The organism is Roseateles sp. So40a (assembly GCF_048081605.1).
In the GTDB taxonomy this organism is placed as follows: domain Bacteria; phylum Pseudomonadota; class Gammaproteobacteria; order Burkholderiales; family Burkholderiaceae_C; genus Roseateles.
Window position 1 is genome coordinate 5,431,059 of record NZ_CP182288.1, and the last position, 24,793, is coordinate 5,455,851.

Sequence of the window (24,793 nt, forward strand, 5' to 3'; positions counted from 1 at the left end):
GGAGCCTCCGGGCTCCATTTTTTTTGGCGACTCGGCCGCCCGTTGGAGGCCGAGTCTCCGGCGTTACCATCTGGCCGCCTTGAACCTGCAACACGCCTCCACCCGCTCCCTCCCTCAGGCTTGGCTGGCCATCGGCCTCGCTGGCGCGCTGTGGGCCGTGCCGCTGCTCTACAACGCGATCCCCACTCGGCTGGGCCCGCACGATGTCGCGCGCATCGCGCAGCTGGTGCTGCTGGTGGCCGGCGCGGCGATCTGGGCCTTGTCTCCGACGGGTTTCTCGACGTCGCCAACCCAGCGGACAACCGGATCGCGCGCGACGCCTTCCTGGACATCGGCGGCGCTCGCCACGCTGGGGTTGCTGATCCTTGCCTCTTGCCTGACCGCGGTCCATCCGCTGATCGCGGTGCGGGAGGTGCTGCTGCTGGGCAGCGTGCTGCTGCTGGCCCGGCCTCTGGCGCTGGCGCTGTCAGACCACGCCATCCGCGACCGCTTCCTGGATGTGATCACCGTCGGTGCCGCGATCCATGGATCGATCTGGGCGGCGATGCTGGTCGCCGCCTGCTTCTCCAGCGAGCCCTTCACGCCCTGGGAGCTGGTCTTCGGTTTCGACAACCCGCGGTTCCTGAACCATGCGCAGACCATCGCGCTGCCGCTGATCGGCGTGGTGCTCATGCGGCAGGGGGGCTCGCGCTGGCTACGTGCCGCCGCCGCCATCGCCCTGATCACGGCCGGTGCGCTGCTCTCCCTGTACGTGGCACGGGCCACCACGCTGGGCCTGCTGGTGGGCGCGATCGTCGCCGCCTGCGTGCTGGGCCGGCCGGCCTGGCGTTACGTCGCGGGCACGGGCGCCGCGCTGGGCGCTGGCGCCCTGGCGATGGGATTGGCCTGGACCTTGTGGTTGCGCCACCTGACCGTGCCCATGATCGACAACGTCCTGCACACGCACCGGCGCAACGTGCTCGTGGACCAGGCCGTCGATCTGTTCCTGAGCTCGCCGTGGCTGGGCGTGGGGCCCATGCACTTCGCGCAGACCGTCAATCCGGTGGCCGCGCATCCTCACAACGTCTACCTGCAGCTGCTGTCCGAGTGCGGCGCCCCGGCCTGCGCGCTGATCGTCGTGCTGGGCGTGGTCTTCCTGCGGGGACGTTTCGCCGATCTGCGTCGAGTGGCGTCGTCGAACACCGCCCTGGCCGGCGCGCTGTTGGCCGCCACGGCCGCTATGCTGGTCGACAGCGCGTTCTCCGGCAACTGGGTCATGCCGATCTCGCAGCTCTGGATCGCGGTGCTCATCGCGCTGCTGCTCGGTCTGCGTCCCGGTGACGCGCAGCGAGCACCCCGGACGCGGACCGGTCTGGCCGCGCGGCTGGTGGTCCTCACGGCCATCGTCGTCGCGACGGGGCAGGCCTTCGTCGAGGCGGCGGACGACGTGCCCCACGTTCACACAGGCGAAGCGATGAAAATGTCCATCGGTCGAGCGGCCCTGACGCCGCGTTTCTGGTCTCACGGTTGGTTCTGATGTCGACTTCCCTGAAAGCCCCCTTCGAATGGCGCCGCCGCGCGCGCGCTGCCGGCGTCCACCTGCTGAGCTGCCTGGCCGTGGCTGCCATCGTCGCGACGGTCGTGCTGCTGGTCTGGTATCCCTGGCCCTACCGGATCATCTCCGGCGGCGAGAGCCTGCTGTTCCTCGTGATGGGCGTGGACATCGTCATGGGCCCGCTGATCACGCTGGCGATCTTCGACATCCGCAAGCCGATGCGCGAGCTCAAGCGCGACCTGGCGATCATCGTGATGCTGCAGCTGGCGGCGCTCGGATACGGGCTGCACACCGTCTACATCGCGCGTCCGGCCGTGCTGGCGCTGGAGACGCAGCGCTTCCGGCTGACCATCGCTCACGACGTCGTCGCCGAGGAACTGCCCCAGGCCGTCGAGGGCCTGCGGTCGCTGCCGTTGGACGGCCCGCGGCTGGTCGACACCGCGGAACCCACCGACGCGCAGCGCGGCGACGTGATCTTCAAGGCGCTCGAGGGCGCGGACATCGGCGCGCGGCCGCTGTTCTGGCGCCCCTGGGGCGACGAGGGCCGGCGCCACGCGCTGAAGGTGGCCCATCAGCTGGCGCCGCTGATGTCGCGCGCCACCGATCGGGCCGCGCTCGACGCCGCCATCGCCCGCACGGGTCGGCCCGTCGAGCAGCTCGCGGTGATTCCGATGATCGCGCGCCGGACCGACTGGTCCGTGCTGATCGACAAGACGACGGGCGAACCCGTCGGTTTCGCGCCGATCGACGCTTTCTGAGCGTTCCTGCTGTTTCCGATCTGACGGGCGGCAAGTGCCGGCAAGGGCGGTAGAGTTCCGCCCTGTCCTCACGACCCGGATCGTCCATGACGCTCGCCGCGACGGCGCCTGCCGCCGATTTCCCCGCCACGACCGCCGCGCCGCATCGCCAGTTCCTCACCGGACTCGGCCTGCTGCTGGGCGTGACGCTGGCACCGCTGATCGCCTACAACCAGACGCCGTCGGCCACGCTGTACAACCAGCTGATGGCCTTCGCCGGCCTGGGCCTGCTCGTCGCGGGCCTGGCCTGGGGACGCTCGCTGGTCGCGGGCCTGAAGTGGGACGGCGTGTCGCTGGGCCTGGCGCTGATGGCCGTGGTCGCCCTGGCCGCGCCGTTCACGCACGGACTGCCCTGGTCGATGTCGCTGACCAGCCTGGCCATGCTGCTGGGCGCGCTGCTGGCCGTGCAGGCCGGACAGGCCGTGTCACCGGCGCAGCGCGATCCGGTGCTGACGATGTTCTGCATCGCGCTGGTGGGTGCTGGCTTGCTGAGCGTGATCGTCAGCATCGTGCAGATGTTCTTCCCGTCGATCGCCGACGGCACGTTCATCGCTCGTTCCGGCCTGGCCGGCCGCGCCGTGGGCAACATGCGCCAACCCAACCATCTGGCCAGCCTGCTGATGTGGGCCTGCGTCGCGTCGGTCTGGCTGGCGCAGGGCGGCTGGCTGGCTCGGCGGCTGGGCAGCGCGATGCGCGGCACGATCGCGCTGCACGGGCTGCTGTTCCTGTTTGTCTTCTGCGTGCTGCTGAGCGCCTCGCGCACCGGGATGATCGGCGTGGCGATGCTCGCGGTCTGGGGCCTCGTCGACCGCCGCCTGACGCCGAGCGTGCGTTGGGCGCTGGGCTCGACGCTGGTGATGTTCGCGATCAGCTGGGCGCTGCTGGAGCTCTACACCTCGATGAGCCACCACGCCTTCGGCGCGCAGTCGCGCGTGTCCGAGGAGGGCGCCGGATCGCCGTCGCGGATCGCGATCGTGAAGAACGCGATCGGGCTGCTGCAGCGTTATCCGCTGACGGGCTCAGGCTGGGGCGACTTCAATTTCGCCTGGACGATGACGCCGTTCCCGGACCGTCCGGTCGCGTTCTTCGACCACACGCACAACCTGGAGCTGCAGTTGCTGGTCGAGATGGGCCTGCCGCTGGGCCTGGTGACGCTGGCGCTGCTGGCCGCGGGCCTGTGGCGCGCGTTCGCTGGCGCGGTGCGCGGCAGCGCGGCCACGCGCTGCGCGGCGATGCTGGTGGCGATGATCGGCCTGCACAGCCAGTTCGAGTACCCCCTCTGGTATGCCTACTTCCTGCTGCCCGCCGCATTGGCCTACGGCCTGTGCCGTGCCCGTGTGGGGGAGTCGGAGAAGCCATCCGCGGCGACCCGCGCCGCGGTTCCCCCTGAGGCGGGTATTCGTCGACCGATGCTGGCCGCCGTTGGGGTGATCGTCGCGGCGCTGGTGCCGCTGGTCGTTGCCGACTATCTGCGCATCGTGCACATCTACGCGCCGCCGGCGGGGGCGGCTTCATTGGATGACCGCATCCTCTCGGGCCAGCGCTCGCCGCTGTTCGCGCTCCAGGCCGATTACGCCGAGGCCACCGTGCAGCCGCCCGGTGCCGTGGCGTTGCTGGCGGCGCGCGAGACCGGCCACCACCTGATCGACACGCGGCTCATGATGGCGTGGGCCCGGTCGCTGAACGCGGTCGGCGAGACCGACAAGGCGCGTTACGTGGTCGCCCGCCTGCGCGAGTTCCGCAACAACGCGAGCCAGGAATGGCTGGGCGAATGCGACGAGGTCGCCGATCTCGGCGCCGCGGCCAAGCCCTTCCAGTGCGAGCCGCCGCAGCGCGAGTACAGCTTCCGCGAGCTGCGCTGAGCTGCCTTGCTGTCATCCTGGGTCCTGCGCATGAGGCAGGCACTGAGTAAGCCCACTTGGTTCCCACGAACGAACGGCAATGCGCCGAACTCAGACCCCTGTCGACGTGGATTGGACAAAAGCTGGCGATTTCGGCAGCTATGCGCACCGTGCGTGAAAACTCTTGCCCGTTCTTGTACCTGCCCGAAGAGGAAGAATGAAGAAGACCGCACACGAGGTCCATATTGCAGCTATATTCGTCTACCCACTGTTCGTGGGTCAGGAACAGCTTCAAGCTCTGCGTGATCGGTAATGTTCTTAAAGTCACGAAGTGGCTTCTACCTGCAAGACGCATTCGCCACAGAAGATTTCAATGGCAACACAACGGCATCTTCGCAACGCTCCAATCCGTGAAGCGCTGATCGACATTCGGTGCGAAACACCGAAGTCTCCAATTGATCTTGTGGTCGCCTATGCGAACAAGATTGCAGTTTCTGGCTCCCAAGTAAATGACATTTGGGATGGAGAGGTTACTTTTAAGCTTGATGCTGCGGAAGGGGAGCCAAATTCACTGCATTCCGCGACTCGCGTTGGCAAGCGGGTTGACCTACCTATTGGCAAGCATCGCGATGTCGTGCAGTTGAAGGCGCGTGAGTTGACCTTTAGCAGGCTGGCTGGATACGAAAATTGGGAAAGCATGGCCACTCCAGCATTCGAATGCTGGAGTGGGTTTGCTAGATCAGTTCCTATGGCGCGTGTCGACCAGATTGCAGTTCGATACATCAACGCCATCCAGTTGCCGTTGCCGATTGTCGATTTCAGAGAGTATTTGGTGGCGCCTCCGGATATTCCGGATGGTTTGCCTCAAATGCTTCGCGGGTACATGTCCAGAGTTAGCTTTGGACAGGATGATATGTTAGCGAATGTCACGCAGGTCCTTGAGGGGCTGACACCTGATGGCAGTGAAGCTAGCGTATTGCTCGATATTGAAGTGGCTAGTCCGTGCTCGATGGATCCTCTCGATGTTGGCGGAATTCGAGAGATTGCAGATCGATTGCGGAATTTCAAGAATGAAGTTTTTTTCCGTTATCTCACGGAAAAAACTCTTGGAAGGTACGAATGAGCACCCTTTTGATGCCAATCTTAGGCTTCTCGTCCTTTGGAATATCCAAAGGTGCAAGTGACTTCGCTAAGCGAGCAGAACGTCAAACCAATGACGTTGTGAAGAGTATAAAATGGGGTATCGCCGGCGGAGTATCCCCAGTTGCCAACGAGTTGCTCGGCCTAGCCGAGGCGGACGAAGTCAGCATGCGAGCACTGGCGAAGGCGATCCTGTTTGCACTGTTGCTCCCCCCAGATGTGCAACCTCCAGAGATTTCTGTCGACCCCGATGGGGAAATCGCTTTTGATTGGGATGGCAACGATGGCATGGTCTCAGTGAGCGTGGGACCGCAAGGGAGGATCGTCTATGCAGCTGAGATCGGTTTTAAACCGACTTCTGGGACTGTTCAGCTCAGTGCTGAACTCCCAGAAGGGATCCGAGCGAGCCTCGATTCCTTCCGTTCGATTCACGCAGTCTAATCCGGCGAATGAGAGCCAGTTTGAAAACGATGCTGGTGCGAACGTTCACATTAGCTCAACTGGTGCCGAGCCTCCCCAGCAACTGGCTCGATTCGTTTACGCCAGCGCAAACGTCAACAAGCAGACCTTGAGGCCGAAGCCGGCTTTGTTCTTCCCCGAACGCTTCCTCGACCGGCTTGAAACCTCTGTTTGCTCGCGCGATGAAGCGTCTGACGAACGCGTGTGGCATTTGGGGAGCACCGTTAGGACCGACAAGACGTTCTACGGCCGAGTGGACTTCGCGACTTCAGCCGCAATGGATGCAGGCCTCACCTGCGAAGCTGCTCCGATGGAAAACTTCAACGAGCACGCGGTTCTCTTGGGTTGGGCGGACGGCGAGGATTCGAAAGAGCAGTGGAAATTGAAGGCCGTGCAGCTTTGCAATCGCTGTCCGCCAATGGCAACGCAGCCCACCGCACCGAAGGCTGCGTGATGGCCTGCGTCGCGCCCTGTGGATTGATTCCCTAGCTATCTGCGTCAGAGTGGACTGTCCACAAGAATGTCTGCCCCCGTTGCTTGGACGGCTAGACATATCCCAACAGTCCGCTAAGAAGCAATCTGTGCACCCATGCCGACGGCTCAAACCTCCGCGTGCCAGTCGCCCGACTTGCCGCCGTGTTTCTCGAGCACGCGGATCTGCTCCATGACCATGCCGCGATCCGCGGCCTTGCACATGTCGTAGACGGTGAGCAGGCCCACTTGCACGGCGGTCAGCGCCTCCATCTCGACGCCGGTGCGTCCGTGCGTCTCCACCTGCGCGGTGCACACCACCGCCACCGCCGCCTCGTCCAGCGCGAACTCCACCGCCACGCGGGTGATCGGCAGCGGATGGCACAGCGGGATCAGGTCCGAAGTTCGCTTCGCGGCTTGAATGGCCGCGATGCGGGCGACACCGATCACATCGCCCTTCTTGGCGTTCCCATCTCGAATCAGCGCGAGCGTCTCGGGCTTCATGCGGATGCGGCCCGAGGCGCGTGCCACGCGATGCGTGACATCCTTGCCGGAGACGTCCACCATGTGGGCTTGTCCGTCGGCGTCAAAATGGGTCAGAGGCGAGCTCATGGGCGCGGCAACAATCGCGAAACCGTAGAGCCGGCATCATAGTTCTGGTCCCTGGAGATCCCTTGAACCGACCGCAACCCATCCCCTTCCGCAAACGCTGCGTCGCGGCGCTGGTCAGCGTGGCGCTGCTCGGCCAGGGCGCCTTCGTGGGCGCCTACGCGCAGGTGAACCTGCCGGCGCTGGGCGACTCGGTGTCCGCCGACGTCAGCATCGGCGCCGAGAAGAAGCTCGGTGACCAGGTCATGCGCCAGATCCGCATCGACCCCGACTACCTCGACGACCCGCTGCTGCTCGAGTACGCGCAGAACACCTGGCAGCCGCTCGTCGACGCCGCGCGCCGCCTGGGCAACATCAGCGACGACACCAGCGATCGCTTCGCCTGGGAGCTCTTCCTCGTGCGCGACAAGTCGGTCAACGCCTTCGCGCTGCCCGGCGGTTACGTCGGCCTGCACCTGGGCCTGATCGCCATGACCGGCGCCCGAGACGAGATGGCCTCGGTGCTGGGCCATGAGCTCTCGCACGTGACCCAGCGCCACATCGCGCGCAGCATCGTCGGCGACGCCCGCACCAGCCTGCTCGCCACCGCCGGCCTGCTGCTGGGCATCCTGGCCGCGGCCAAGAGCCGCAGCGTCGACGGCGCGCAGGCGGCCATCGTCACCAGCCAGGCCGCGGCCGCGCAGGCGCAGCTGAATTTCTCCCGCGACATGGAGCGCGAGGCCGACCGGGTCGGTTTCCAGGTCATGACGCAGGCGGGCTACCAGCCCGCGGGCATGGCCAGCATGTTCCAGCGCATGGAACAGGCCTATCACCTGATGGATTCGGGCGCCTACCCGTATCTGCGCAGCCACCCGCTGACCAGCGAGCGCATCGGCGAAGCCCGCGCGCGGCTGGGCACGTCCGGCGACACCAAGCTCGTGGGGACGTCCGAGCACGCGCTGATGGCCGCTCGCGCGCGTGTGCTGATGGATCAGCGCACCGACCCGTGGCGGGTGCTGCAGGGCCTGGACGCGGGATCGCGCCAGGGCGAGAAGAACATCGATCAACTCGCGGCGCGCTACACGAGCGCGTTGGCCTCGATCAAGCTGCGCGACTTCGCGCGCGCCGAGGCCACGCTCAAGACCGCCGACGCGCTTGCCGGGCTGCTGGGCGCGGACGCCGGCGCCAAACGGCTGCTGGTCTACGCGCATGCGGAGCTGGAACTGGCGCGCGGCAATTCGGCCGCGGGTTTCGCGGCGCTGGAGCCGCTGAAGAATGAGCGCTCGCGGCCGATGCTGATGCTGCGCGCGGACCTCGCGCAGGCCGATCCGCGGCCCGAGGTGAAGCGCGAGGCGGCCGAATCGCTGCAGACCTACCTGAGCCTGCACGGCCACGACGCGCTGGGCTGGCAGGAGATCTCGACGCTGTGGCAGCAGCTGGGCCAGCCGCTGCGCTCGGTGCGCGCGCAAGGCGAGTCCCGTGCCGCGCTCGGCGACATCAACGGCGCGATCGACCGGCTGCGCTCCGCGCTGCGTCAGTCGCGCGCGCGGGATTCGGATCAGATCGAGGCCTCCGTCATCGACGCGCGCCTGCGCGCGCTGGTCTACGAGCAGCGCCAGATGCTCGCCGAGATGTACCCGCGCGGCGTGCCTCCGGGCGCGGAACCCTGAGCGGATCAGGTTCCTTGAGCTCATGAAGAAGCGCGCCTCGGCGCGCTTTTTCATGTCCGCCTGAATGCGGCGCCCAATGAAGAAAGCCCCGCTTGCGCGGGGCTTTCGTGTCAGGCGTTGATCAGGAGATCAGAACGACTGGTTGTAGCGGACCCAGAAGAAGCGGTCGATCGGCAGATCCGGATCCACCAGCGAGGCGCTCGCGTCGGCATCGCCATTGAAGCGCGGCTTCTTCTTGAACGCGTTGTTGATACCGACCAGCAGCTGGCCCTTCCAAGGCGTCTTCAGGCCGACGCTGATGTCGTGGAAGATCTGCGTGCCCAGGCGGTTGTAGCCAGCACCTTCGGTGCCCTGGAAGTAGCCGTCAGGACGGTTGCACTGGTTGTCCGTCGCGCCGCAGGTGCTCTTGGTCGCGCCGTAGTAGCGAGCCGTCCAGGTGGCCGACCACTGAGCCATGCTCCAGTCGACTTGCACGTTGCCCTTGACCGGGTACACCGGGTACTCGTCGCCGTAGTCGATCCAACGCGAGGTGGCGTCGTTCGTGCTCTTGATCTTGTACTTGTCGGTGTAGCTGAAGTCAGACTTCACGCTGAACTGACCGAACGAGGTCTTGGGCAGACGATAGGCCACACCGAAGTCCCAGCCCGACACTTGCAGCTGGCCCAGGTTCGCGTTGCCGCGAGCCAGGTTGGTCAGCTGACCGGTGGACGGATCACGCTTGAGCGACGAGCAGAAGCTCTGCACGCCTTGCGTGTAGCACTGGCCCAGGATGTAGTTGGCCGACACGGCGGTGATGCGGTCCTTGATGCGGACGTCATACCAGTCCAGCGTCAGGGTCAGGCCATTGACGAACGACGGGCTGTACACCAGGCCGGCGGTCTTCGACAGCGAGGTTTCCGGCATCAGCGCGCTGTTGCCAGCGCCGCTCTGGAAGGCCGACAGACCTTGCGCGCCACCGGTCGCGGTGATCGGCGAGCCGCTCTGGTTCAGCTGGCGGAAGTTGCCGCCGGCACCGGCTGCCGCGCAGCGAGCGCGGATGGCCGTCGCGGACGCGTCCTTGGCGGCGCCGTAGACGGTGTCGCAGGGGTCCAGGATCGTGTCGAAGGTCTGGCTGCCACCACCGAAGGTGTCAGACAGCGTCGGTGCGCGGAAGCCTTCGGCGATCGTGCCGCGGGCCAGCAGGTCACGCACCGGCTTCCACATGAAGCTGAACTTGCTGTTCGTCGTGTCGCCGAAGTTGCTGTAGTCCGAGTAGCGCGAAGCCAGGTTGATGCTCAGCAGCTCGATGGCCGGCAGGTTCTTCAGCAGCGGAACGTTCAGTTCGACGTAGGCTTCCTTGACCGAGTACTTGCCGGACGTGGACTTGGCGGCCAGGTCGGTGGAGTAGCCCGATTGCTCGAACTGTCCGGGACGGTCGTAGCCCGAGACCTTGCGGTGCTCGAAGCCGCCCGCCAGGCCGACGGCGCCGGCCGGCAGGTTGAACAGCTCGCCGCCGAAGTCGGCGGTGGCGCTCTTGACCACCGAGCCGAACGTGCCTTGGCCGGTCGACATGATGTAGTTCAGCGCGTCAGCCGTGGAAGCCGACGGGCCGCCCAGGATGTCGAACGGGGTGCAATCGACCAGCGCGATCGGCGCGGCGGCGGTGCCGCACTGCACGACGCCGTTGGCGTTCTTGAACGACGGGCCCAGGGCCTTCTTCAGGTTGAGCAGGTTGATGTTGCCCGTGCTCAGGAAGGTGCCGCCGGTCTTGTTGTAGTTGTAGCCGACGTTCCAATTCCAGGCCTTGCCCAGGATGGTCACGTCGCCTTCAAGACTACCGTCCATGTGGTAGGTCTTGTTGTTGCTCGACGTCACGCGCGGCACTTCGATCGTGCGGCGCTGGAAGAACAGGTTCTGACCGTTGCCGGCGCCAACCACCGACGAACCCAGCGGGTTGTAGTAGCTGTCCTTGTCGATGTAGACCGGGTACGACGCCTGCGTCGTCGACTGCAGCGGATAGCCGGCGACCTGACGGGTCGACGAGCGGTCCGAGTACATCGCCGTGGTGTTGAAACGCACGGCGTCCGACAGATCGATACCAGCCTTGGTGAAGATCGACTTCTGTTCCGTCGGCGACGTGAACATCATCTGGCTGGTCGAGTTGAAGTTGTCGGCCGTGGTGGCACCGACGTGGTAGTTCGCGGGGTTGCGCGAATCCGTGCCCGTGCCGTCGCCCATGTAGGAGCCGGTGTGGTTCAGCACGAACGTGCTGCCCGTCGGGGCGCCCGCGGCGTTCAGCACGCGGTAACGGCCCCAGGGGCCCAGGCCCAGGCTGGCGGTCGGCGCTTCCGGACCGTAGGTCGTCGCGGTTTCCGGACGATCCTTGGCCCAGACGGTGCCTTGCTTGTTGTAGTTGAAGCCCACCATGATGGAGGCCTTGTCGTCGCCCGCGCCGACGGTGAACGAACCGGCTTCGGTCTTGCCGTCGCCCTTCGAGTTCTCACCGTAATAGACGCTGGCGTTGGCGCCCGTCATGCTCTTCTTCAGGATGAAGTTGACCACGCCGGCGATGGCGTCAGAGCCGTAGATCGACGAGGCGCCGTCCTTCAGCACTTCCACGCGCTCGATCATCGAGGCGGGGATGGTCGACACGTCGGAGTAGCCGCCCACGGTCTGCGTCCAGCGCTTGCCGTTGACCAGCACCAGCAGACGCAGCGAACCCAGGTTGCGCAGGTTGATGTACTGGCCGCCCTGCTCGCGGTTGGAGGTCAGCACGGCGCCCTTGGAGAAGTCGGGCGAACCGGCCGAGGCCAGCGCGTTCACGATGTCGCCGACGGTCGTCAGGCCGCTCTTCTGGATGTCCTCAGCCGTCACCTTCAGGACGGGCTGGGCGGTCTCGGCATCGACTTGGCGGATGCGGGTACCGGTGATCTCCACGCGTTCGATCTGCGTGGGTTGCGCTTGCTGCGCCAGGGCGGCTTCGCCGGCCAGGCTGCCGAGCGCGAGGGTTGCCGCGAGGGCAATCTTGGAACGATGGTGCATGACTTCTCCGAAGGATGCGTGGGGCTTGTAGACCTCTCCGCTGGCTCGGCTGCGGCCCCTCCAGGTCGGATAGGTCCCACGGCCGCGTCGGCGACTTGAGCGGACCGATTGTGGGGAGCCACCTCCGCCCGAATCCTTCGGGTAAGCGCCTAATGCGTCCCGCTGTTGGAAGCCCGTAAAGATACGTTTTGTGTTCGCCTGCGCCAGAGGAAAATCGTTAACGTGTTGATTTGATTAAATATTTTGTCCGCACCAACTTGAAGCATTGTTGCTTTGTAAAGATGTTTTTCCGGCCTGGGATGACCGACGACACCCGGGTGTCGTTGGTCACAAGCAACATGGATGTGGCGGTAATGTGAATGAGGGTCCGGGTTTCCCCGGAGCCGCGTCCGCATTTCGCCCCTGCCTTCAAGGGGTACCCAGGAGTCGAATTTGCCGTCGCACCTTCCCGGTGCGCTTCCGTTGCCCTGCTACCACTGTCATTCGCCTGTCGCATCGGGTTAACCCTGCTTAAACGGGAAACGACCCGCATTGCGCACGGGAGCAACATCGGGAAACACGCACCTCTGCACACTGCCCCGGCGACACCCTCACGACAGACGTGAACGGTGGACGGATCGCGGCGCCATCGCGCCGCCACGGCGCTACCCGCGCTGTTAACGCTTAGGAGTTGCAGATGTACAAGCTGAACGCGGTGAGCCTGGCAGTCGCCGCCACCCTCGCGGCCGCGTCCTTCCAGACGCTGGCACAGGAACAAGAAACCCAGCTCGAGCGCGTCGTCGTGACGGGTTCGGCGATCAAGCGACTGGACGCCGAGTCGTCGGTGCCGGTCACCACCGTCAAGATGAGCGACCTGCGCGAGCAGGGCCTCACGACCGTCGAACAGATCCTGGGCCAGCTGACGGCCAGCCAGTCGAGCCTGGGCACCAGCCAGGCCGTGGGCTCGTCCACCGGCGGCGCGTCCTTCGCGGACCTGCGCGGCATCGGCGCCAACAAGACCCTGGTCCTGCTGAACGGCCGTCGCATCGCCAACAACGCCTTCGACGGCTCGGCGCCCGACCTGAACATGATCCCGATCGCCGCCATCGAGCGCATCGAGGTCCTGCGTGACGGCGCCTCGTCGCTGTACGGCACGGACGCGATCGGCGGCGTGATCAACTTCATCACCCGCAAGGATTACACCGGCGGCTCGGTGAGCCTGGGCTTCGACTCGCCGCAGCACGCCGGCGGCAAGACCCGCAACGCCAACGCCGGCTTCGGTTACGGCGACCTGGACAAGGAAGGCTTCAACGTCTTCGGTTTCGTCGACCTGCAGAAGCAGGACTCGATCAACGGCAACCAGCGCGACTTCAACCGCCGTTACCCCGGCGGTCTGTCGGCCAGCACCTTCCCGGCCAACTACTACGTCCCGCCCAAGACCGCCGCTGACACGGTCACGGTCTACAACCCGGCCGGTCCGGCCTGCTCGGGCAACAACCTGCTGCCCGCCGGCGACAACACCTCGTGCTACATCACGACCTCGCCGTACGTGGACTACATCCCCGAGAGCGAACGCGCGTCGGGCATGATCAAGGGCACCCTGAAGCTCAACAACGATCACCAGATCGGCGCTGAATACTTCGTGACCCGCAGCGAAGTCCGCACGCAGATCGCTCCGGTGCCGTACGGCGCGCTGTCGATGAGCTCGACCAACCCGTACTACCCGAACAACCCGGCCCTGGGCGGCCAGGACATCACCGTGCGCTGGCGCGACACCGTCAACGGCCCCCGCCGTGACGAGAACGTCAACACGCAGCAGCGTTTCCTGCTGACCGCTGACGGCACCGTGCGCAACTGGGATTACTCGGTCGGCGCGAGCTACAACGTCAACAAGGTCACCGAGAAGCTGACGCACGGCTATGCCGACGGCAACATCATCACCAAGGGCGTGGCCGACGGCATCATCAACCCGTTCGGCGAGCAGACCGCTGCCGGCCTGGCCCTGGCGCAGAGCGCCGCGGCCGCGGGCACGCTGATGACCGGCAAGGGCGAGACCTGGAACATCGACGCGCACGCCAGCCGTGAAGTCGGTGACTGGTTCGGCGCCGGCCGCGCCGCCGCCATCGCCGTGGGCACCGAGTTCCGCAAGGAGAAGTTCTCGCAGGTCGCCAACACCGACTACGCCGAGATCGTCGTGGCCTCCACCGGCGTCGACCCGAACACCAACAGCCGTGGCGACCGCAAGGTCTACGCCTTCTACGGCGAGCTGAACGTGCCGGTGCTGAAGGACCTGGACCTGACCGCCGCCGTCCGCTACGACAAGTACAACGACTTCGGCAACACGACCAACCCCAAGTTCAGCTTCCGTTACCAGCCGACGAAGGAAGTCCTGGTGCGTGGTTCGTACTCGACCGGCTTCCGTGCCCCGTCGCTGTATGAGCTGAACGCCGCGCAGACCTTCACCAACTCGAGCACCGTCAGCGACCCGCAGCTGTGCCCGACCGGCACCGGCAGCCCGCTGCTGTGCAAGACGCAGTTCCAGGTCCTGAACGGCGGCAACACGCAGCTGCAGCCTGAGAAGAGCAAGAGCGCCACGCTGGGCTTCCAGTTCGCCCCGATCGCCGATGCCAGCTTCGGCATCGACTTCTGGTGGCTGCGCCTGAAGAACCTGATCGGCGTGATCGGTGATGCCTCGCTGTACGACCCGGCCAACTACGGCCAGTTCGGTCAGTACTTCCACCGCAACCCGGCCGGCCAGCTGTCCACGGACGGCACCGCCTGCCCGGGCGCGGATTGCGGCTACATCGACGTGCGTCAGCAGAACCTGGGTGGCACCAACACCAACGGCTTCGACCTGAACGGCAACTACCGCCTGCGCACCTCGTACGGCAACGTCAACTTCAGCCTGAACAGCACGTACGTCACCAAGTACGAGTTCCAGGAATACCAGAACGGTCCGTGGAACCAGAACGTGTCGGTGTACGCCGGCGCGGGCCCGGTCTTCCGCTGGCAGCACACGGTCAGCGCCGTCTGGAGCTACGCGAACAAGTACACGGTGGGCCTGACCGCCCATTACAAGACCGGCTACGCGGATGATCCGTCGACGGACGAAGGCGCCGCCAACCGCGTCGCGTCGTACACGACCTTCGACCTGTTCGGCGCCTACAAGCCGATCAAGAGCCTGTCGCTGACCGCTGGCGTGCGCAACCTGTTCGACCGTGATCCCCCGCTGTCGTACCAGCAGGCCGTCTTCCAGGCCGGCTACGACCCGCGTTACACCGACGCGGCTGGCCGTACCTTCTACGTCCGCGGCTCGTACGACTTCTGATCCGTCTCGAATTTCCGAGCACAATCCAAGGGCCCCTTCGGGGGCCCTTTTTCTTTGTCGACGTCCCTGTCACGTTGTCTGAACCGCTCTGAGCCCCGTATGTCCGAACCGCTGCGCGCCGTGCCCACCCATTGCCAGGTCCTCATCATCGGCGCGGGTCCCGCCGGCAGTGCCGCGGCGCGCTGGCTGGCCAAGGCCGGGCTGGACGTGGTGCTCGCCGACCAGCACCCGCTGGGCCGCGACAAGGTCTGCGGCGACGGCCTGATTCCCGACGCGCACAAGGCGCTGGACCGCCTGGGGCTGCTGGACCGCGTGATGGCCAAGGCCCAGCGTTCGGCGCATGTGGGCTGCGTGGGGCCGCGCGGCGGCCGCATCGACGTGCCCGGCCACCTGGCGGTGCTCCCGCGCAAGCAGCTCGACGAGGTCCTGAACCTCGGCGCCCAGGAAGCCGGCGCGCGATTCCTGGCGCCGGCGCGCTTCGAGGCGCCGCTCGAGGACGCGCAAGGCCGCGTGCGCGGCGCGCGGTTCAGCATCGACGGCGAGTCGCGCGAGATCAGCGCCGACTGGGTGATCCTGGCCACAGGCGCGGTGCCCAAGGCGCTGACGGCCGCCGGCATGTGCGAGCGCCACACGCCGAGCGGCGTGGCGCTGCGCGGCTACGTGCGCGCGCCCGCGCTGGTGGGCGAGATCAAGGCGCTGGAGGTGGTCTGGTGCAAGGCGGTGCAGCCGGGGTATGGCTGGATCTTCCCGGCGCCGGACGGCAGCTTCAACATCGGCGTGGGCGTCACCGACAGCCACCAGGACCTGGCCGGCAAGGGCCAGAAGAAGGACGTCAACCTGCGCGCCATCTTCGACGCCTTCGTCGAGCACTACCCGCCCGCCAAGCGCCTGATGACCGAGGGCGAACTGATCGGTGAGCTCAAGGGCGCGCCGCTGCGCTGCACGCTCAAGGGCGCGCGCTGGAGCCGCCCGGGGCTGATCGTCACGGGCGAGGCCGCGGGCGCGACCTACTCCTTCACCGGCGAGGGCATCGGCAAGGCGATGGAGACCGGGCTGCTGGCGGCGGAGGCCATCCTGGCGCACGGCGGCGACGACGCGAAGGCGCGCGCGCAGTACGAGCAGGGCCTGCGCGCGCTGCAGCCCAAGTACGACCTGTACGAGCGCGGCAATCGCGTGAACCGCTTCCCGTGGCTGGCCGATCTGCTGATCTGGCGCGCGAAGAAGAGCCCGCGGCTGCTGCAGCGCATGAGCGGCGTGCTCAACGAGACCAGCAACCCCGGCAACCTGGTGAGCCTGAAGGGCCTGAGCCGCCTGTTCCTCGAGTGAGCGCGCGCCCGATGGCCCGAACGACCGCCGCCTGATCCTGGAGAGACCGCGATGTGCCAGCTGATGGGCATGAACGCCCGCCGCCCCACCGATGTGATGTTCAGCTTCGCGGGCCTGGCGACGCGGGCGCACGAACACAAGGACGGCTTCGGCATTGCCTTCTTCGAGGGCCGCGGGCTGCGCCACTTCGTCGACCACCACAGCGCGCGGGTGTCGCCGCTGGCGGAGCTGGTGAAGACCTATCCGATCCGCAGCGACGTCGTCATCGCCCACATCCGCAAGGCCACCCAAGGGGTGGTGTCGCTGGAGAACACCCACCCCTTCGTGCGGGAGCTCTGGGGGCGTTACTGGGTCTTCGCCCACAACGGCGACCTGAAGGGCTTCGCGCCGCGGCTGCACGCGGCGTTCAAGCCGGTGGGGCAGACGGACAGCGAGCAGGCCTTCTGCTGGCTGATGCAGGAACTGGCCAAGGCGCATGCCGACATGCCGGCGATCGAGGAGCTGAACCACACGCTGCGCGAGCTGCTGCCGCAGCTCAACCGGCACGGCACCTTCAACATGCTGCTGTCCAATGGACAGGCGCTGTGGGCGCACGGCTCGACCAAGCTGCATTACCTGCTGCGCCAGCCGCCGTTCGGCCCGGTGACGCTGCAGGACGAGGACCTGACGATCGATCTGTCCAGCAAGACGACGGCGGACGACCGGATCGCCATCGTGGCGACCGAGCCGCTGACGCGCGACGAGGCCTGGGTGCCGATCGAACCGGGCACCTTGAAGGTCTTCGTGGGCGGCGAACCGCTCTGCTGACGCGGATTTCCACGCCAATCGTCCCCGCCAGCCGCCATTCGCCGCATCCGGCGGGTGCGTCCGGGCCGCTCGCCTAGACTCCGCCCCATGAGCACGCCCAGCGCCCCCGTCCCCGCCGAAGCCGCCGCCCGCGCCGCGGCCCCGGCGGCTCTCGAGCCTTCCGAAGACGCCAAACCGGCCGCCGGCACTGTCCCCGTCGACTGGACGCAGTGGCTGTTCCCGGGGCCGCGCCGTGTCTTCAGCGAGGCCGAGATCGAGCGCTCCGGACTGAAGACCTGGTCCACCGCCATCGACTGCTACGTGATGAGCAACGTGCTGGTGCTGGGGCTGGTGTTCTACACGATGCTGCCGCGCCATTACGCGCATGTGATCCTGATCGGCGGGCTGGCCCTGGCCTCGCTGGGCCTGAGCGTGGCGCGCTGGCTCTGGCGCCAGCCCAACCGCACGCGGTTCAACGTGGCGACGGTGGCGCTCAGCGTGCTGATGGTGCTGATCACGCTGGTGATGGTGAAGCTGGGGCTGCGCGAGCAGGCCCGGGACCTGATGCCCTACGTGGCGGGCGGCATGACGCTGATCGTGTCGTCATGGTGGTTCCTGACGCTGTACCGCACGCAGCAGCTCAGCGCGCGGCTGTCCGAGCTGGACGCGCAAGATGAACGCGTGGCGATGGCGCAGCGCCTGGCCACGGCACAGATCCAGCCGCACTTCCTGTTCAACACGCTGGCCTCGCTGCAGCACTGGGTGGACACGCGCGACGACCGGGCCGGGCCGATGCTGCGCTCGCTGACCCGCTACCTGCGCGCGACGCTGCCGATGTTCGAGCAGGACCGGCTGCCGGTGGATCAGGAACTGCAGATCGTGCGCAGCTACCTGGACATCATGCAGGCCAGACTGGGCCAGCGCCTGAGCTGGTCGCTGGAGATGGATGACGACGCGCAGCGCGCGATCGTCGGCGCGAGCCTGCCGCCGGGCACGCTGCTGACGCTGGCGGAAAACGCGATCACGCATGGCATCGAGCCCAGCCTGCGCGGCGGGCACATCGCGGTGCGGGTGCAGGCGGTGGCGGATCGCTTGCGGCTGGAGGTGCAGGACGGCGGCCAGGGGCTGATGCCCGGCGCCTGTGATGGGCTGGGGCTGGCCAACACGCGGGAGCGGCTGCAGGCGCAGTTCGGTCAACGCGCCCGCTTGGGCTTGGATCCGGCGCCCGAGCCCGGCCCGGGTTGCCTGGCCTGGATCGAGGTGCCGCGCGAGGTGCCGGCATCGGCTGCATCGGCATCGGCCTGAGCATTCAGAAGACCAACGAGGGAGAGACCCATGACGATGAAGATCCGCACGTTGATCGCGGACGACGAGGAAGGGCCGCGCGAGCAACTGCGCGCGGCGCTGGCCCGGCTGGCGCCGGAGCTGGAGATCGTGGCGGCGAGCGTCAATGGCTGCGACGCGTGGGACGACTGCCTGGAGCACGAGCCGCAGCTGTGCTTCCTGGACATCCGCATGCCGGGCATGTCGGGGCTGGAGGTCGCGCAGCGGCTGGCGCAGCTGGCCGAGCCGCCGCAGGTGGTGTTCGTGACCGCGTATGGCGATCACGCGTTGTCGGCGTTCGAGGCCGGCGCGGTCGATTACGTGATGAAGCCGGTCGAGGATGTCCGGCTCGAGCAATGCCTGCAGCGGCTGAGGCAGCGCCAGGCGGCGAACGGCGCGGGGGACATGGGTGAGGCGGGGGAATCCGATGCGTTGGTGCCGCCGGCGATGTCCGCGGCGACGCTGGACCTGCTGCGCCAGCTGCTGCCGGCCCAGCGACCGGCGATGCGGCCGATCCAGGCCAGCCAGGGGCGCGAGATCCAGCTGATCGCGCCGGAGGACGTGCTGTTCTTCCAGAGCGACAGCCGCTACACGCGGGTGGTGCATCGGGACGGCGAGGCGTGGATCCGCACGGCGCTCAAGGAACTGCTGTCGGACCTGGATCCGGACGTGTTCTGGCAGGTGCACCGCTCGGTGCTGGTGAACAGCCGCTTCATCACGAGCGCGACGCGCGTGGACGAGAACACGATGCAGCTCTCGCTCAAGGGCAGCGAGGAGAAGCTGCCCGTGTCGCGCCAGTTCCAGGGGCTGTTCAAGGGGCAGTGAGCCGAGGTACTTTCGCGAGCCCTCACCCCAACCCCTCTCCCGCTTCGCGGGCGAGGGGCTATTGGCGCCGATGAAGCTGATGAGCTGATGAGCTGATGAGCTGATGAGCTGATGAGCTGATGGGTCAAGCTGGTGAGCTTGAACCGCGACGTGGTCGAAGGGCACAAGAGGCCGGACAGGGCGCTCAACGCTGCCAATGCGGCGGCGCTTGGAGCCCCTCGCCCGCGCAGCGGGAGAGGGGTGGGGGTGAGGGCTCTGCGCATGTCCCGACTCCTCTCCCAGACACATGGTTCGATCCAAGGGTCCTCGAGCAAAAGACGCCGTCCGAGAGCTTTGACACGCTGGCACTGACGCGGAACGGGCGCTATGGACTCGCCTGCGCGATCGACGACTTCTAGGCTACAAGTTTCGACGCCAGCATCCGATTGCTGGGCATGTCGCTGACTTCGCTTGCATTGAAGCGAATCTCATCGTCGAGTTGGATGGCGGCCAGCACTTCTTCGCGGAAGGCGCGACCGCTGACGATCGACGCACGGCTGCGATGAACACGCATGGCTTCCACGTGATGCGCTTCACCGATCGAGAGGCGCTGCTTGAGACCGAGGCGGTGCTGACGGCCATCCTGCACTGGTTGGAACAGCGGCGTGCGTGAGAGGGCAGGATGCCCTTCGAAGAGCCCTCACCCCCCGCCCTCTCCCGCTTCGCGGGCGAGGGGGCCAATGTTGCCGTTCTTCCGAGCTAGACGGGAAACCAATGTCACCGCTCTGCGGAGCCAGCCAGAAAGCCCCTCGCCCGCGGAGCGGGAGAGGGGATGGGGTGAGGGCTGGTGGAAATGCGCAGTGGCCTTCGGAGAGCCCTCACCCCCCGCCCTCTCCCGCTTCGCAGGCGAGGGGGCCTGAAAGAGCCCACACTTTTCGCTTGGACCTCAGCAGTCGGTCCATTGCCGCGCCGAACGCGACGCCATCGCAGCGCTCAGCGCGACGCTGTCGTGGCGGGGGCGTCCGCCTCGATGCCGCCGGCGAGCGCCTTGTAGACGCCGACCAGCGAGGTCGCCGCCTGCGTCTGCGACTGCGCCAGCGCATTGCGAGCCGTCAGCAGCTCCCGCTCCGCGTCCAGCACGGCCAGGAAATCGCTGATGCCGACCTTGAAGCGCTCACGTGCGATGTTGGCCGCTTTCTCCGCCGACACCGCCGCGTCGAACAGCGCCTGCGCCTGCTGCTGGCTGCGGTTGTAGGTCACCAGCGCGCCCTCGGTTTCCTCCAGCGCCGCGAGCACGGTGCGCTCGTAGCTGGCGAAGGCCGCCTCGTTGCGCGCGTCCGCCGCCGCGATCTGCGCGCGGATGCGGCCGAAGTCCAGCAGGTTCCACACCAGCTGCGCGCCCAGGTTGTAGGCGTAGGCCGGACCATCGTTGAGCGCGCCCACCCGCGTCGCGTTCTGGCCGATCGTGCCGCCCAGCGTGATCTTCGGGAACATCGCCGACTTCGCCACGCCCACACGCGCCGCCGCCGCGGCGACCTGCGCCTCCGCCGCCCGCACGTCAGGACGCCGACGCAGCAGGTCCGACGGCGTGCCGATCCGGTCCAGCGCGATCGTCTGCAGACCCGGCAGCGGCCGCACATCGGCCAGCTCCACGTCCAGCGCCGTCGGCGGCTGACCCGTCAGCACCGCGATCCGGTAGCGCGTGCGCGCCAACGTCATCTCCAGCGCCGGGATCGTCGCCGCCGTGCTCTGCACCAGCGCGCGGGCGCGCTCGGTGTCGAAGCCCGTGCCGCGGCCCGCTTCCTGTCGGCCCGCCACCAGCTTCAGCGCGCCCTGCTGCGTGTCCAGCGACTGCTGCGCCACGCGCAGTTGCTCCTGCAGACCCCGCAGCTCGAAGTAGTTGCGCGCCACCTCGGCCGCGACGCTGACCTGCGCCGCGCGCAGACCCGCTTCGCCCGCCAGCAGATCCGCGGCCGCGGCCCGGCGTTCGTCGGACAGGCGGCCGAAGAGATCGGCCTCCCACCGCACGTCGAAGCCCACCGAGAACGCGTTGCTCGTCTGCGGATTACCTTGATAGTCCGGCGCCCGCACGCGGGCCGCGCCGGCGTTCACATCGACCGTCGGCAACAGCTGCGCGTCCGCCAGGCGAGACAGCGCCCGGGCTTCGCGCAGGTTGGCCGTGGCCACGCGCAGGTCGGTGTTGGCCTGCAGCGCGCGCTGCACGAGCGCATCCAGCCCGGCGTCATGGAAGCCTTGCCAGAAGCGCCCCACCGGCGCCTGCGCCAGCGTGGCCGCGTCGCCTTGCGGCGCGTTCGCGAAGCCCGGTGCCAGCGGCACCTCCGACGCCTTGGGCGCCGGGGCCGTCGAGCAGCCGCTCAGGCCCATCGTCGCGGCCGCCGCGGCGGCCATCAGAGAGACTCGGAAAAACATCATGCGCCTCCCTTCGGCGTGTGGCCCTTGGGCGGATCGGCATCGTCGATGCCCGCGTGGAACGGATGGGCCGCGGCATCGATCTGATGACGCAGCTCGACCGCATGGGCGCGCTGCTTCTCGGTGCCCTTGCGCAGCAGCGCGTAGAACACCGGCGTCAGGAAGATGCCGAACAGCGTCACGCCCACCATGCCGGAGAACACCGCGATGCCCATCGCGCGACGCATCTCGCTGCCGGCGCCGGAGCCCAGGATCAGCGGGATCACGCCCGCGCAGAACGCGATCGAGGTCATCAGGATCGGACGCAGCCGCATGCGGCAGGCGTGGATGATGGCGTCGCTCAGCGCTTCACCGCGTTCCTCGAGCTCCTTGGCGAACTCCACGATCAGGATCGCGTTCTTGCACGCCAGACCCACCAGCACCACCAACGCCACCTGCGTGAAGATGTTGAGGTCCCCGGCCTGCGCGAACGGCGGGAAGTGCGACAGCCAGACCCCGAACAGCGCCGACAGGATGCACATCGGCACGATCAGGATGATGGCCAGCGGCAGCGTCCAGCTCTCGTACTGCGCCGCGAGCACCAGCACCACCAGCAGCACCGAGATCGCCAGCACCGCGCCCAGCGTCGGGATCGAGAAACCGCCCGCCTTGATGTCGCGGGTCAGGCGGTCCTGGTAGGTCAGCTCGGTCCACTCGTAGGTCATGCCGCGAGGCAGGTTCTTGAGCCGCTGCTCCATCTCCGCCTCGGCTTGGCCGCTGGAGAAGCCCGGCTTGGCCGCGCCGTTGATGTCCGCGCTCGGGAAGCCGTTGTAGCGCGTCACGCGCGTCGGTCCGAAGGTCGGATCGACGTTCATCAGCGCGCCCAGCGGCACCATCTCGTTCTTCTCGTTGCGCGTCTTCAGGTCGGTGATCGCGGTGGCGTTGGCGCGGAAGGGCGCGTCCGCCTGCACGATGACCTGATAGGTCTTGCCGAAGCGGCTGAAGTCATTGACGTACAGCGAGCCCAGGTTGATCTGCAGCGTGTCGTAGATGTCCTGCAGCTTCACGCCCATCTGCTTGGCCTTCACGCGATCGACGTGCGCGAACAGCTGCGGCACGTTGATGTCGTAGGTCGAGTAGGGGGTGCCGATGCCCGACTTCTGGTCGCCGTAGATCGGGCCCAGCGTGCCCCAGACGGCGCCGAACAGCGCCTGCTCGCCCAGGCCGGAGCGGTCCTGCACCTGCACCTTGAAGCCGCCGGCGTTGCCCAGGCCGTCCACCGCGGGCGGCGGCACGACGAACATGCGCGCGCCCTGGATCTGCTGGATCGCGCCGTTGACCTTGCCCAGGATCGCGTCCTTGGACAGGTCGGCGGAGGTCCGGTTCTCGAAGTCGTCCAGGCCGAAGAACACGATGCCTTCGTTGGGCGCGGCGGAGAAGCCGGCGATCGACAGGCCCGGGAACGCGATCGAGTCACGGATGCCCGGCACCTTCAGCGCGATGTCGCTCATGCGCCGGATGACCTCGTCGGTGCGGTCCAGCGTGGCACCCGCGGGCAGCTGCGCGATGCCGATCAGGTACTGCTTGTCCGGCGCCGGCACGAAGCCCGACGGAATGCGCGTGAACAGCAGCGCGGTCAGTCCCAGCAGCACGGCGTAGACCACCAGCGCGCCCGACTTGCGCTTCAGGATGCCGGTCACGCCGCGGCTGTAGCCCTCGCTGCGGCGCTGGAAGAAGCAGTTGAACCAGTGGAAGAACCGGCCGAACAGCTTGTCCATCACCTTCATGATGGGGTCCTTGGGCGCGTCGTGCGGACGCAGCAGCAAGGCCGCCATCGCGGGCGACAGGGTCAGCGAGTTGAAGGCCGAGATCACCGTCGAGATCGCGATCGTGATCGCGAACTGCTTGTAGAACTGGCCCGACAGGCCCGGGACGAAGGTCAGCGGGATGAACACCGCGCACAGCACCAGCGCGATCGCGATGATGGGCCCGGAGACCTCCTGCATCGCCTTGACCGTCGCGTCGTGCGGCGTGAGTCCGTCGGCGAGGTTGCGCTCGACGTTCTCCACGACCACGATCGCGTCGTCCACCACGATGCCGATGGCCAGCACCAGCCCGAACAGCGTCAGCGTGTTGATCGAGTAGCCCAGCAGCAGCAGGATCGCGAACGTGCCCACGATGGACACCGGCACGGCCAGCAGCGGGATGATCGACGCGCGCCAGGTCTGCAGGAAGATGATCACCACCAGCACGACCAGCAGCACGGCCTCGATCAGCGTGTGGATGACCTTCTCGATGGAGGTCGCCACGAAGCGCGTCGGGTCGTAGACGATGTCGTAGGCGACGCCGGCGGGGAAGTTGGCCTTCAGGCGTTCCATCGTCGCGCGCACATCCTTGGAGATGTTGAGCGCGTTGGACTGCGGGGCCTGGAAGATGCCGATGCCGACCGCTTCCTTGTTGTTGAGCAGGCTGCGCAGCGCGTAGGTGCCGGGGCCCATCTCGACGCGGCCCACGTCGCGCACGCGCACCAGGCCGCCGGTGGCGGTGTCGGTGCGGATGATGACGTCGGCGAATTCCTCCTCGGTGACGAGGCGGCCCTGCGTGTTGATCTGCAACTGGAAGTCGGTGCCCTTGGGCGCGGGCGGCGCGCCGACGACGCCGGCGGCGACCTGCGTGTTCTGCTCACGGATCGCGTTGGTGACGTCGCTGGCGGTCAGTCCGCGGCCGGCGAGCTTGGCCGGGTCCAGCCAGACGCGCATCGCGTAGTCGCCCGAGCCGAACACCTGCACCGAGCCCATGCCCTGCACGCGCAGCAGCTCGTCGCGGACCTGCAGCTGCGCGTAGTTGCGCAGGTACAGCGCGTCACGGCTGTTGTCCGGGCTGACCATGTGCACGACCATGGTCAGGTTGGGGCTGGACTTCTCGGTCGTCACGCCGATCTGGCGGACGATGTCGGGCAGCCTGGGCAGCGCGCGGTTGATGCGGTTCTGCACCGCCGTCTCCGCGGCTTCCGGATTGGTGCCGATCTTGAAGGTGACGGTCAGGGTCATGCCGCCGTCGGCGGTGGCCTGGCTGTCGAAGTACAGGACGTTTTCCAGCCCGTTGATCTGCTCCTCGAGCGGCGTGGCGACCGTCTCGGAGATCACGCGCGGGTTGGCGCCCGGGAACTGGGCGCGCACGACGACCTGCGGCGGCGCGACCTCGGGGTACTCGGAGATGGGCAGGCGGAAGATCGCCAGCAGGCCCACCAGGAAGATGAAGATCGAGAGGACCGACGCGAAGCGCGGCCGCTCGATGAAGAAGCGGGAGATGTCCAT

At 67.0% G+C, this 24,793-nt stretch carries 17 protein-coding genes; 13 read left to right on the top strand and 4 right to left on the bottom strand.

All coding sequences use genetic code 11. The features are described from left to right. Window positions 1-79: 79 nt before the first annotated feature. The 6 genes from ACNI65_RS24765 to ACNI65_RS24790 all read left to right on the top strand — a co-directional run bounded on the left by ACNI65_RS24765 (window position 80) and on the right by ACNI65_RS24790 (window position 6,225). The gene (locus ACNI65_RS24765; RefSeq protein ID WP_416760129.1) at window positions 80-1,516 is read left to right on the top strand and encodes an O-antigen ligase family protein; all 1,437 of its coding nucleotides are present in this window, start codon (window positions 80-82) and stop codon (window positions 1,514-1,516) included. Then, the gene (locus ACNI65_RS24770; RefSeq protein ID WP_416760131.1) at window positions 1,516-2,292 is read left to right on the top strand and encodes a pilus assembly protein; all 777 of its coding nucleotides are present in this window, start codon (window positions 1,516-1,518) and stop codon (window positions 2,290-2,292) included. Before ACNI65_RS24765 ends, ACNI65_RS24770 begins: the two co-directional genes overlap by 1 nt. A gap of 86 nt (window positions 2,293-2,378) precedes the next feature. Continuing rightward, window positions 2,379-4,193 (top strand): Wzy polymerase domain-containing protein, encoded by a 1,815-nt coding sequence (locus ACNI65_RS24775; RefSeq protein WP_416760132.1) that lies wholly within the window; start codon window positions 2,379-2,381, stop codon window positions 4,191-4,193. Window positions 4,194-4,545: 352 nt separating this feature from the next. Then, entirely contained in the window at window positions 4,546-5,295 is a 750-nt protein-coding gene (locus ACNI65_RS24780; protein WP_416760134.1) for a TIGR04255 family protein, read from the top strand. Beyond that, complete coding sequence (locus ACNI65_RS24785; protein WP_416760136.1) at window positions 5,292-5,753, top strand: hypothetical protein; 462 nt, start codon at window positions 5,292-5,294, stop codon at window positions 5,751-5,753. The genes ACNI65_RS24780 and ACNI65_RS24785 overlap by 4 nt, the downstream gene beginning before the upstream one ends. Then, a complete protein-coding gene (locus ACNI65_RS24790; RefSeq protein ID WP_416760138.1) occupies window positions 5,689-6,225 on the top strand; it encodes a hypothetical protein in 537 nt (178 codons plus the stop codon). Before ACNI65_RS24785 ends, ACNI65_RS24790 begins: the two co-directional genes overlap by 65 nt. 146 nt (window positions 6,226-6,371) lie before the next feature. Here the strand turns inward: ACNI65_RS24790 and moaC are convergent, their stop codons facing one another. Continuing rightward, the gene (gene moaC, locus ACNI65_RS24795; protein ID WP_416760139.1) at window positions 6,372-6,854 is read right to left on the bottom strand and encodes a cyclic pyranopterin monophosphate synthase MoaC; all 483 of its coding nucleotides are present in this window, start codon (window positions 6,852-6,854) and stop codon (window positions 6,372-6,374) included. A gap of 62 nt (window positions 6,855-6,916) precedes the next feature. Here moaC and ACNI65_RS24800 point away from each other — a divergent pair, with 62 nt between their 5' ends. Continuing rightward, complete coding sequence (locus ACNI65_RS24800; RefSeq protein WP_416760141.1) at window positions 6,917-8,500, top strand: M48 family metalloprotease; 1,584 nt, start codon at window positions 6,917-6,919, stop codon at window positions 8,498-8,500. Window positions 8,501-8,629: 129 nt separating this feature from the next. On the opposite strand, the gene ACNI65_RS24805 is transcribed toward ACNI65_RS24800, so the two are convergent. Further along, the gene (locus ACNI65_RS24805; protein ID WP_416760143.1) at window positions 8,630-11,521 is read right to left on the bottom strand and encodes a TonB-dependent receptor plug domain-containing protein; all 2,892 of its coding nucleotides are present in this window, start codon (window positions 11,519-11,521) and stop codon (window positions 8,630-8,632) included. Window positions 11,522-12,197: 676 nt separating this feature from the next. On the opposite strand from ACNI65_RS24805, the gene ACNI65_RS24810 reads away from it, so the two are divergent. The 6 genes from ACNI65_RS24810 to ACNI65_RS24835 all read left to right on the top strand — a co-directional run bounded on the left by ACNI65_RS24810 (window position 12,198) and on the right by ACNI65_RS24835 (window position 19,740). Further along, on the top strand, window positions 12,198-14,828 hold the full coding sequence (locus ACNI65_RS24810; protein WP_416760145.1) for a TonB-dependent receptor: 2,631 nt from the start codon (window positions 12,198-12,200) through the stop codon (window positions 14,826-14,828). Window positions 14,829-14,927: 99 nt separating this feature from the next. Continuing rightward, the gene (locus ACNI65_RS24815) at window positions 14,928-16,154 is read left to right on the top strand and encodes an NAD(P)/FAD-dependent oxidoreductase (RefSeq protein WP_416760146.1); all 1,227 of its coding nucleotides are present in this window, start codon (window positions 14,928-14,930) and stop codon (window positions 16,152-16,154) included. A 51-nt stretch (window positions 16,155-16,205) separates the two neighbouring features. Continuing rightward, window positions 16,206-16,961, top strand: coding sequence for a class II glutamine amidotransferase (locus tag ACNI65_RS24820; protein ID WP_416760148.1), 756 nt, complete (start codon window positions 16,206-16,208; stop codon window positions 16,959-16,961). An 87-nt stretch (window positions 16,962-17,048) separates the two neighbouring features. Continuing rightward, entirely contained in the window at window positions 17,049-18,245 is a 1,197-nt protein-coding gene (locus ACNI65_RS24825) for a sensor histidine kinase (protein ID WP_416760150.1), read from the top strand. Between the two features lie 30 nt (window positions 18,246-18,275). After that, on the top strand, window positions 18,276-19,088 hold the full coding sequence (locus tag ACNI65_RS24830; protein ID WP_416760152.1) for a LytR/AlgR family response regulator transcription factor: 813 nt from the start codon (window positions 18,276-18,278) through the stop codon (window positions 19,086-19,088). Window positions 19,089-19,464: 376 nt separating this feature from the next. Beyond that, window positions 19,465-19,740, top strand: coding sequence for an endonuclease domain-containing protein (locus ACNI65_RS24835; protein WP_416763701.1), 276 nt, complete (start codon window positions 19,465-19,467; stop codon window positions 19,738-19,740). Window positions 19,741-20,060: 320 nt separating this feature from the next. Here the strand turns inward: ACNI65_RS24835 and ACNI65_RS24840 are convergent, their stop codons facing one another. Beyond that, window positions 20,061-21,500, bottom strand: a complete 1,440-nt coding sequence (locus ACNI65_RS24840) for an efflux transporter outer membrane subunit (protein WP_416760154.1) — start codon at window positions 21,498-21,500, stop codon at window positions 20,061-20,063. Then, on the bottom strand, window positions 21,497-24,793 hold the full coding sequence (locus tag ACNI65_RS24845) for an efflux RND transporter permease subunit (protein ID WP_416760156.1): 3,297 nt from the start codon (window positions 24,791-24,793) through the stop codon (window positions 21,497-21,499). Before ACNI65_RS24845 ends, ACNI65_RS24840 begins: the two co-directional genes overlap by 4 nt.

What these genes read in the sequence shown, in the direction of transcription:
- ACNI65_RS24770 (WP_416760131.1), top strand. Translation starts at nt 1,516, where the DNA reads ATGTCGACTTCCCTGAAAGCCCCCTTCGAATGGCGCCGCCGCGCGCGC.
- ACNI65_RS24775 (WP_416760132.1), top strand. Translation starts at nt 2,379, where the DNA reads ATGACGCTCGCCGCGACGGCGCCTGCCGCCGATTTCCCCGCCACGACC.
- ACNI65_RS24780 (WP_416760134.1), top strand. Translation starts at nt 4,546, where the DNA reads ATGGCAACACAACGGCATCTTCGCAACGCTCCAATCCGTGAAGCGCTG.
- ACNI65_RS24785 (WP_416760136.1), top strand. Translation starts at nt 5,292, where the DNA reads ATGAGCACCCTTTTGATGCCAATCTTAGGCTTCTCGTCCTTTGGAATA.
- moaC (WP_416760139.1), bottom strand. Translation starts at nt 6,854, where the DNA reads ATGAGCTCGCCTCTGACCCATTTTGACGCCGACGGACAAGCCCACATG.
- ACNI65_RS24805 (WP_416760143.1), bottom strand. Translation starts at nt 11,521, where the DNA reads ATGCACCATCGTTCCAAGATTGCCCTCGCGGCAACCCTCGCGCTCGGC.
- ACNI65_RS24810 (WP_416760145.1), top strand. Translation starts at nt 12,198, where the DNA reads ATGTACAAGCTGAACGCGGTGAGCCTGGCAGTCGCCGCCACCCTCGCG.
- ACNI65_RS24815 (WP_416760146.1), top strand. Translation starts at nt 14,928, where the DNA reads ATGTCCGAACCGCTGCGCGCCGTGCCCACCCATTGCCAGGTCCTCATC.
- ACNI65_RS24820 (WP_416760148.1), top strand. Translation starts at nt 16,206, where the DNA reads ATGTGCCAGCTGATGGGCATGAACGCCCGCCGCCCCACCGATGTGATG.
- ACNI65_RS24825 (WP_416760150.1), top strand. Translation starts at nt 17,049, where the DNA reads ATGAGCACGCCCAGCGCCCCCGTCCCCGCCGAAGCCGCCGCCCGCGCC.
- ACNI65_RS24830 (WP_416760152.1), top strand. Translation starts at nt 18,276, where the DNA reads ATGACGATGAAGATCCGCACGTTGATCGCGGACGACGAGGAAGGGCCG.
- ACNI65_RS24840 (WP_416760154.1), bottom strand. Translation starts at nt 21,500, where the DNA reads ATGATGTTTTTCCGAGTCTCTCTGATGGCCGCCGCGGCGGCCGCGACG.
- ACNI65_RS24845 (WP_416760156.1), bottom strand. Translation starts at nt 24,793, where the DNA reads ATGGACATCTCCCGCTTCTTCATCGAGCGGCCGCGCTTCGCGTCGGTC.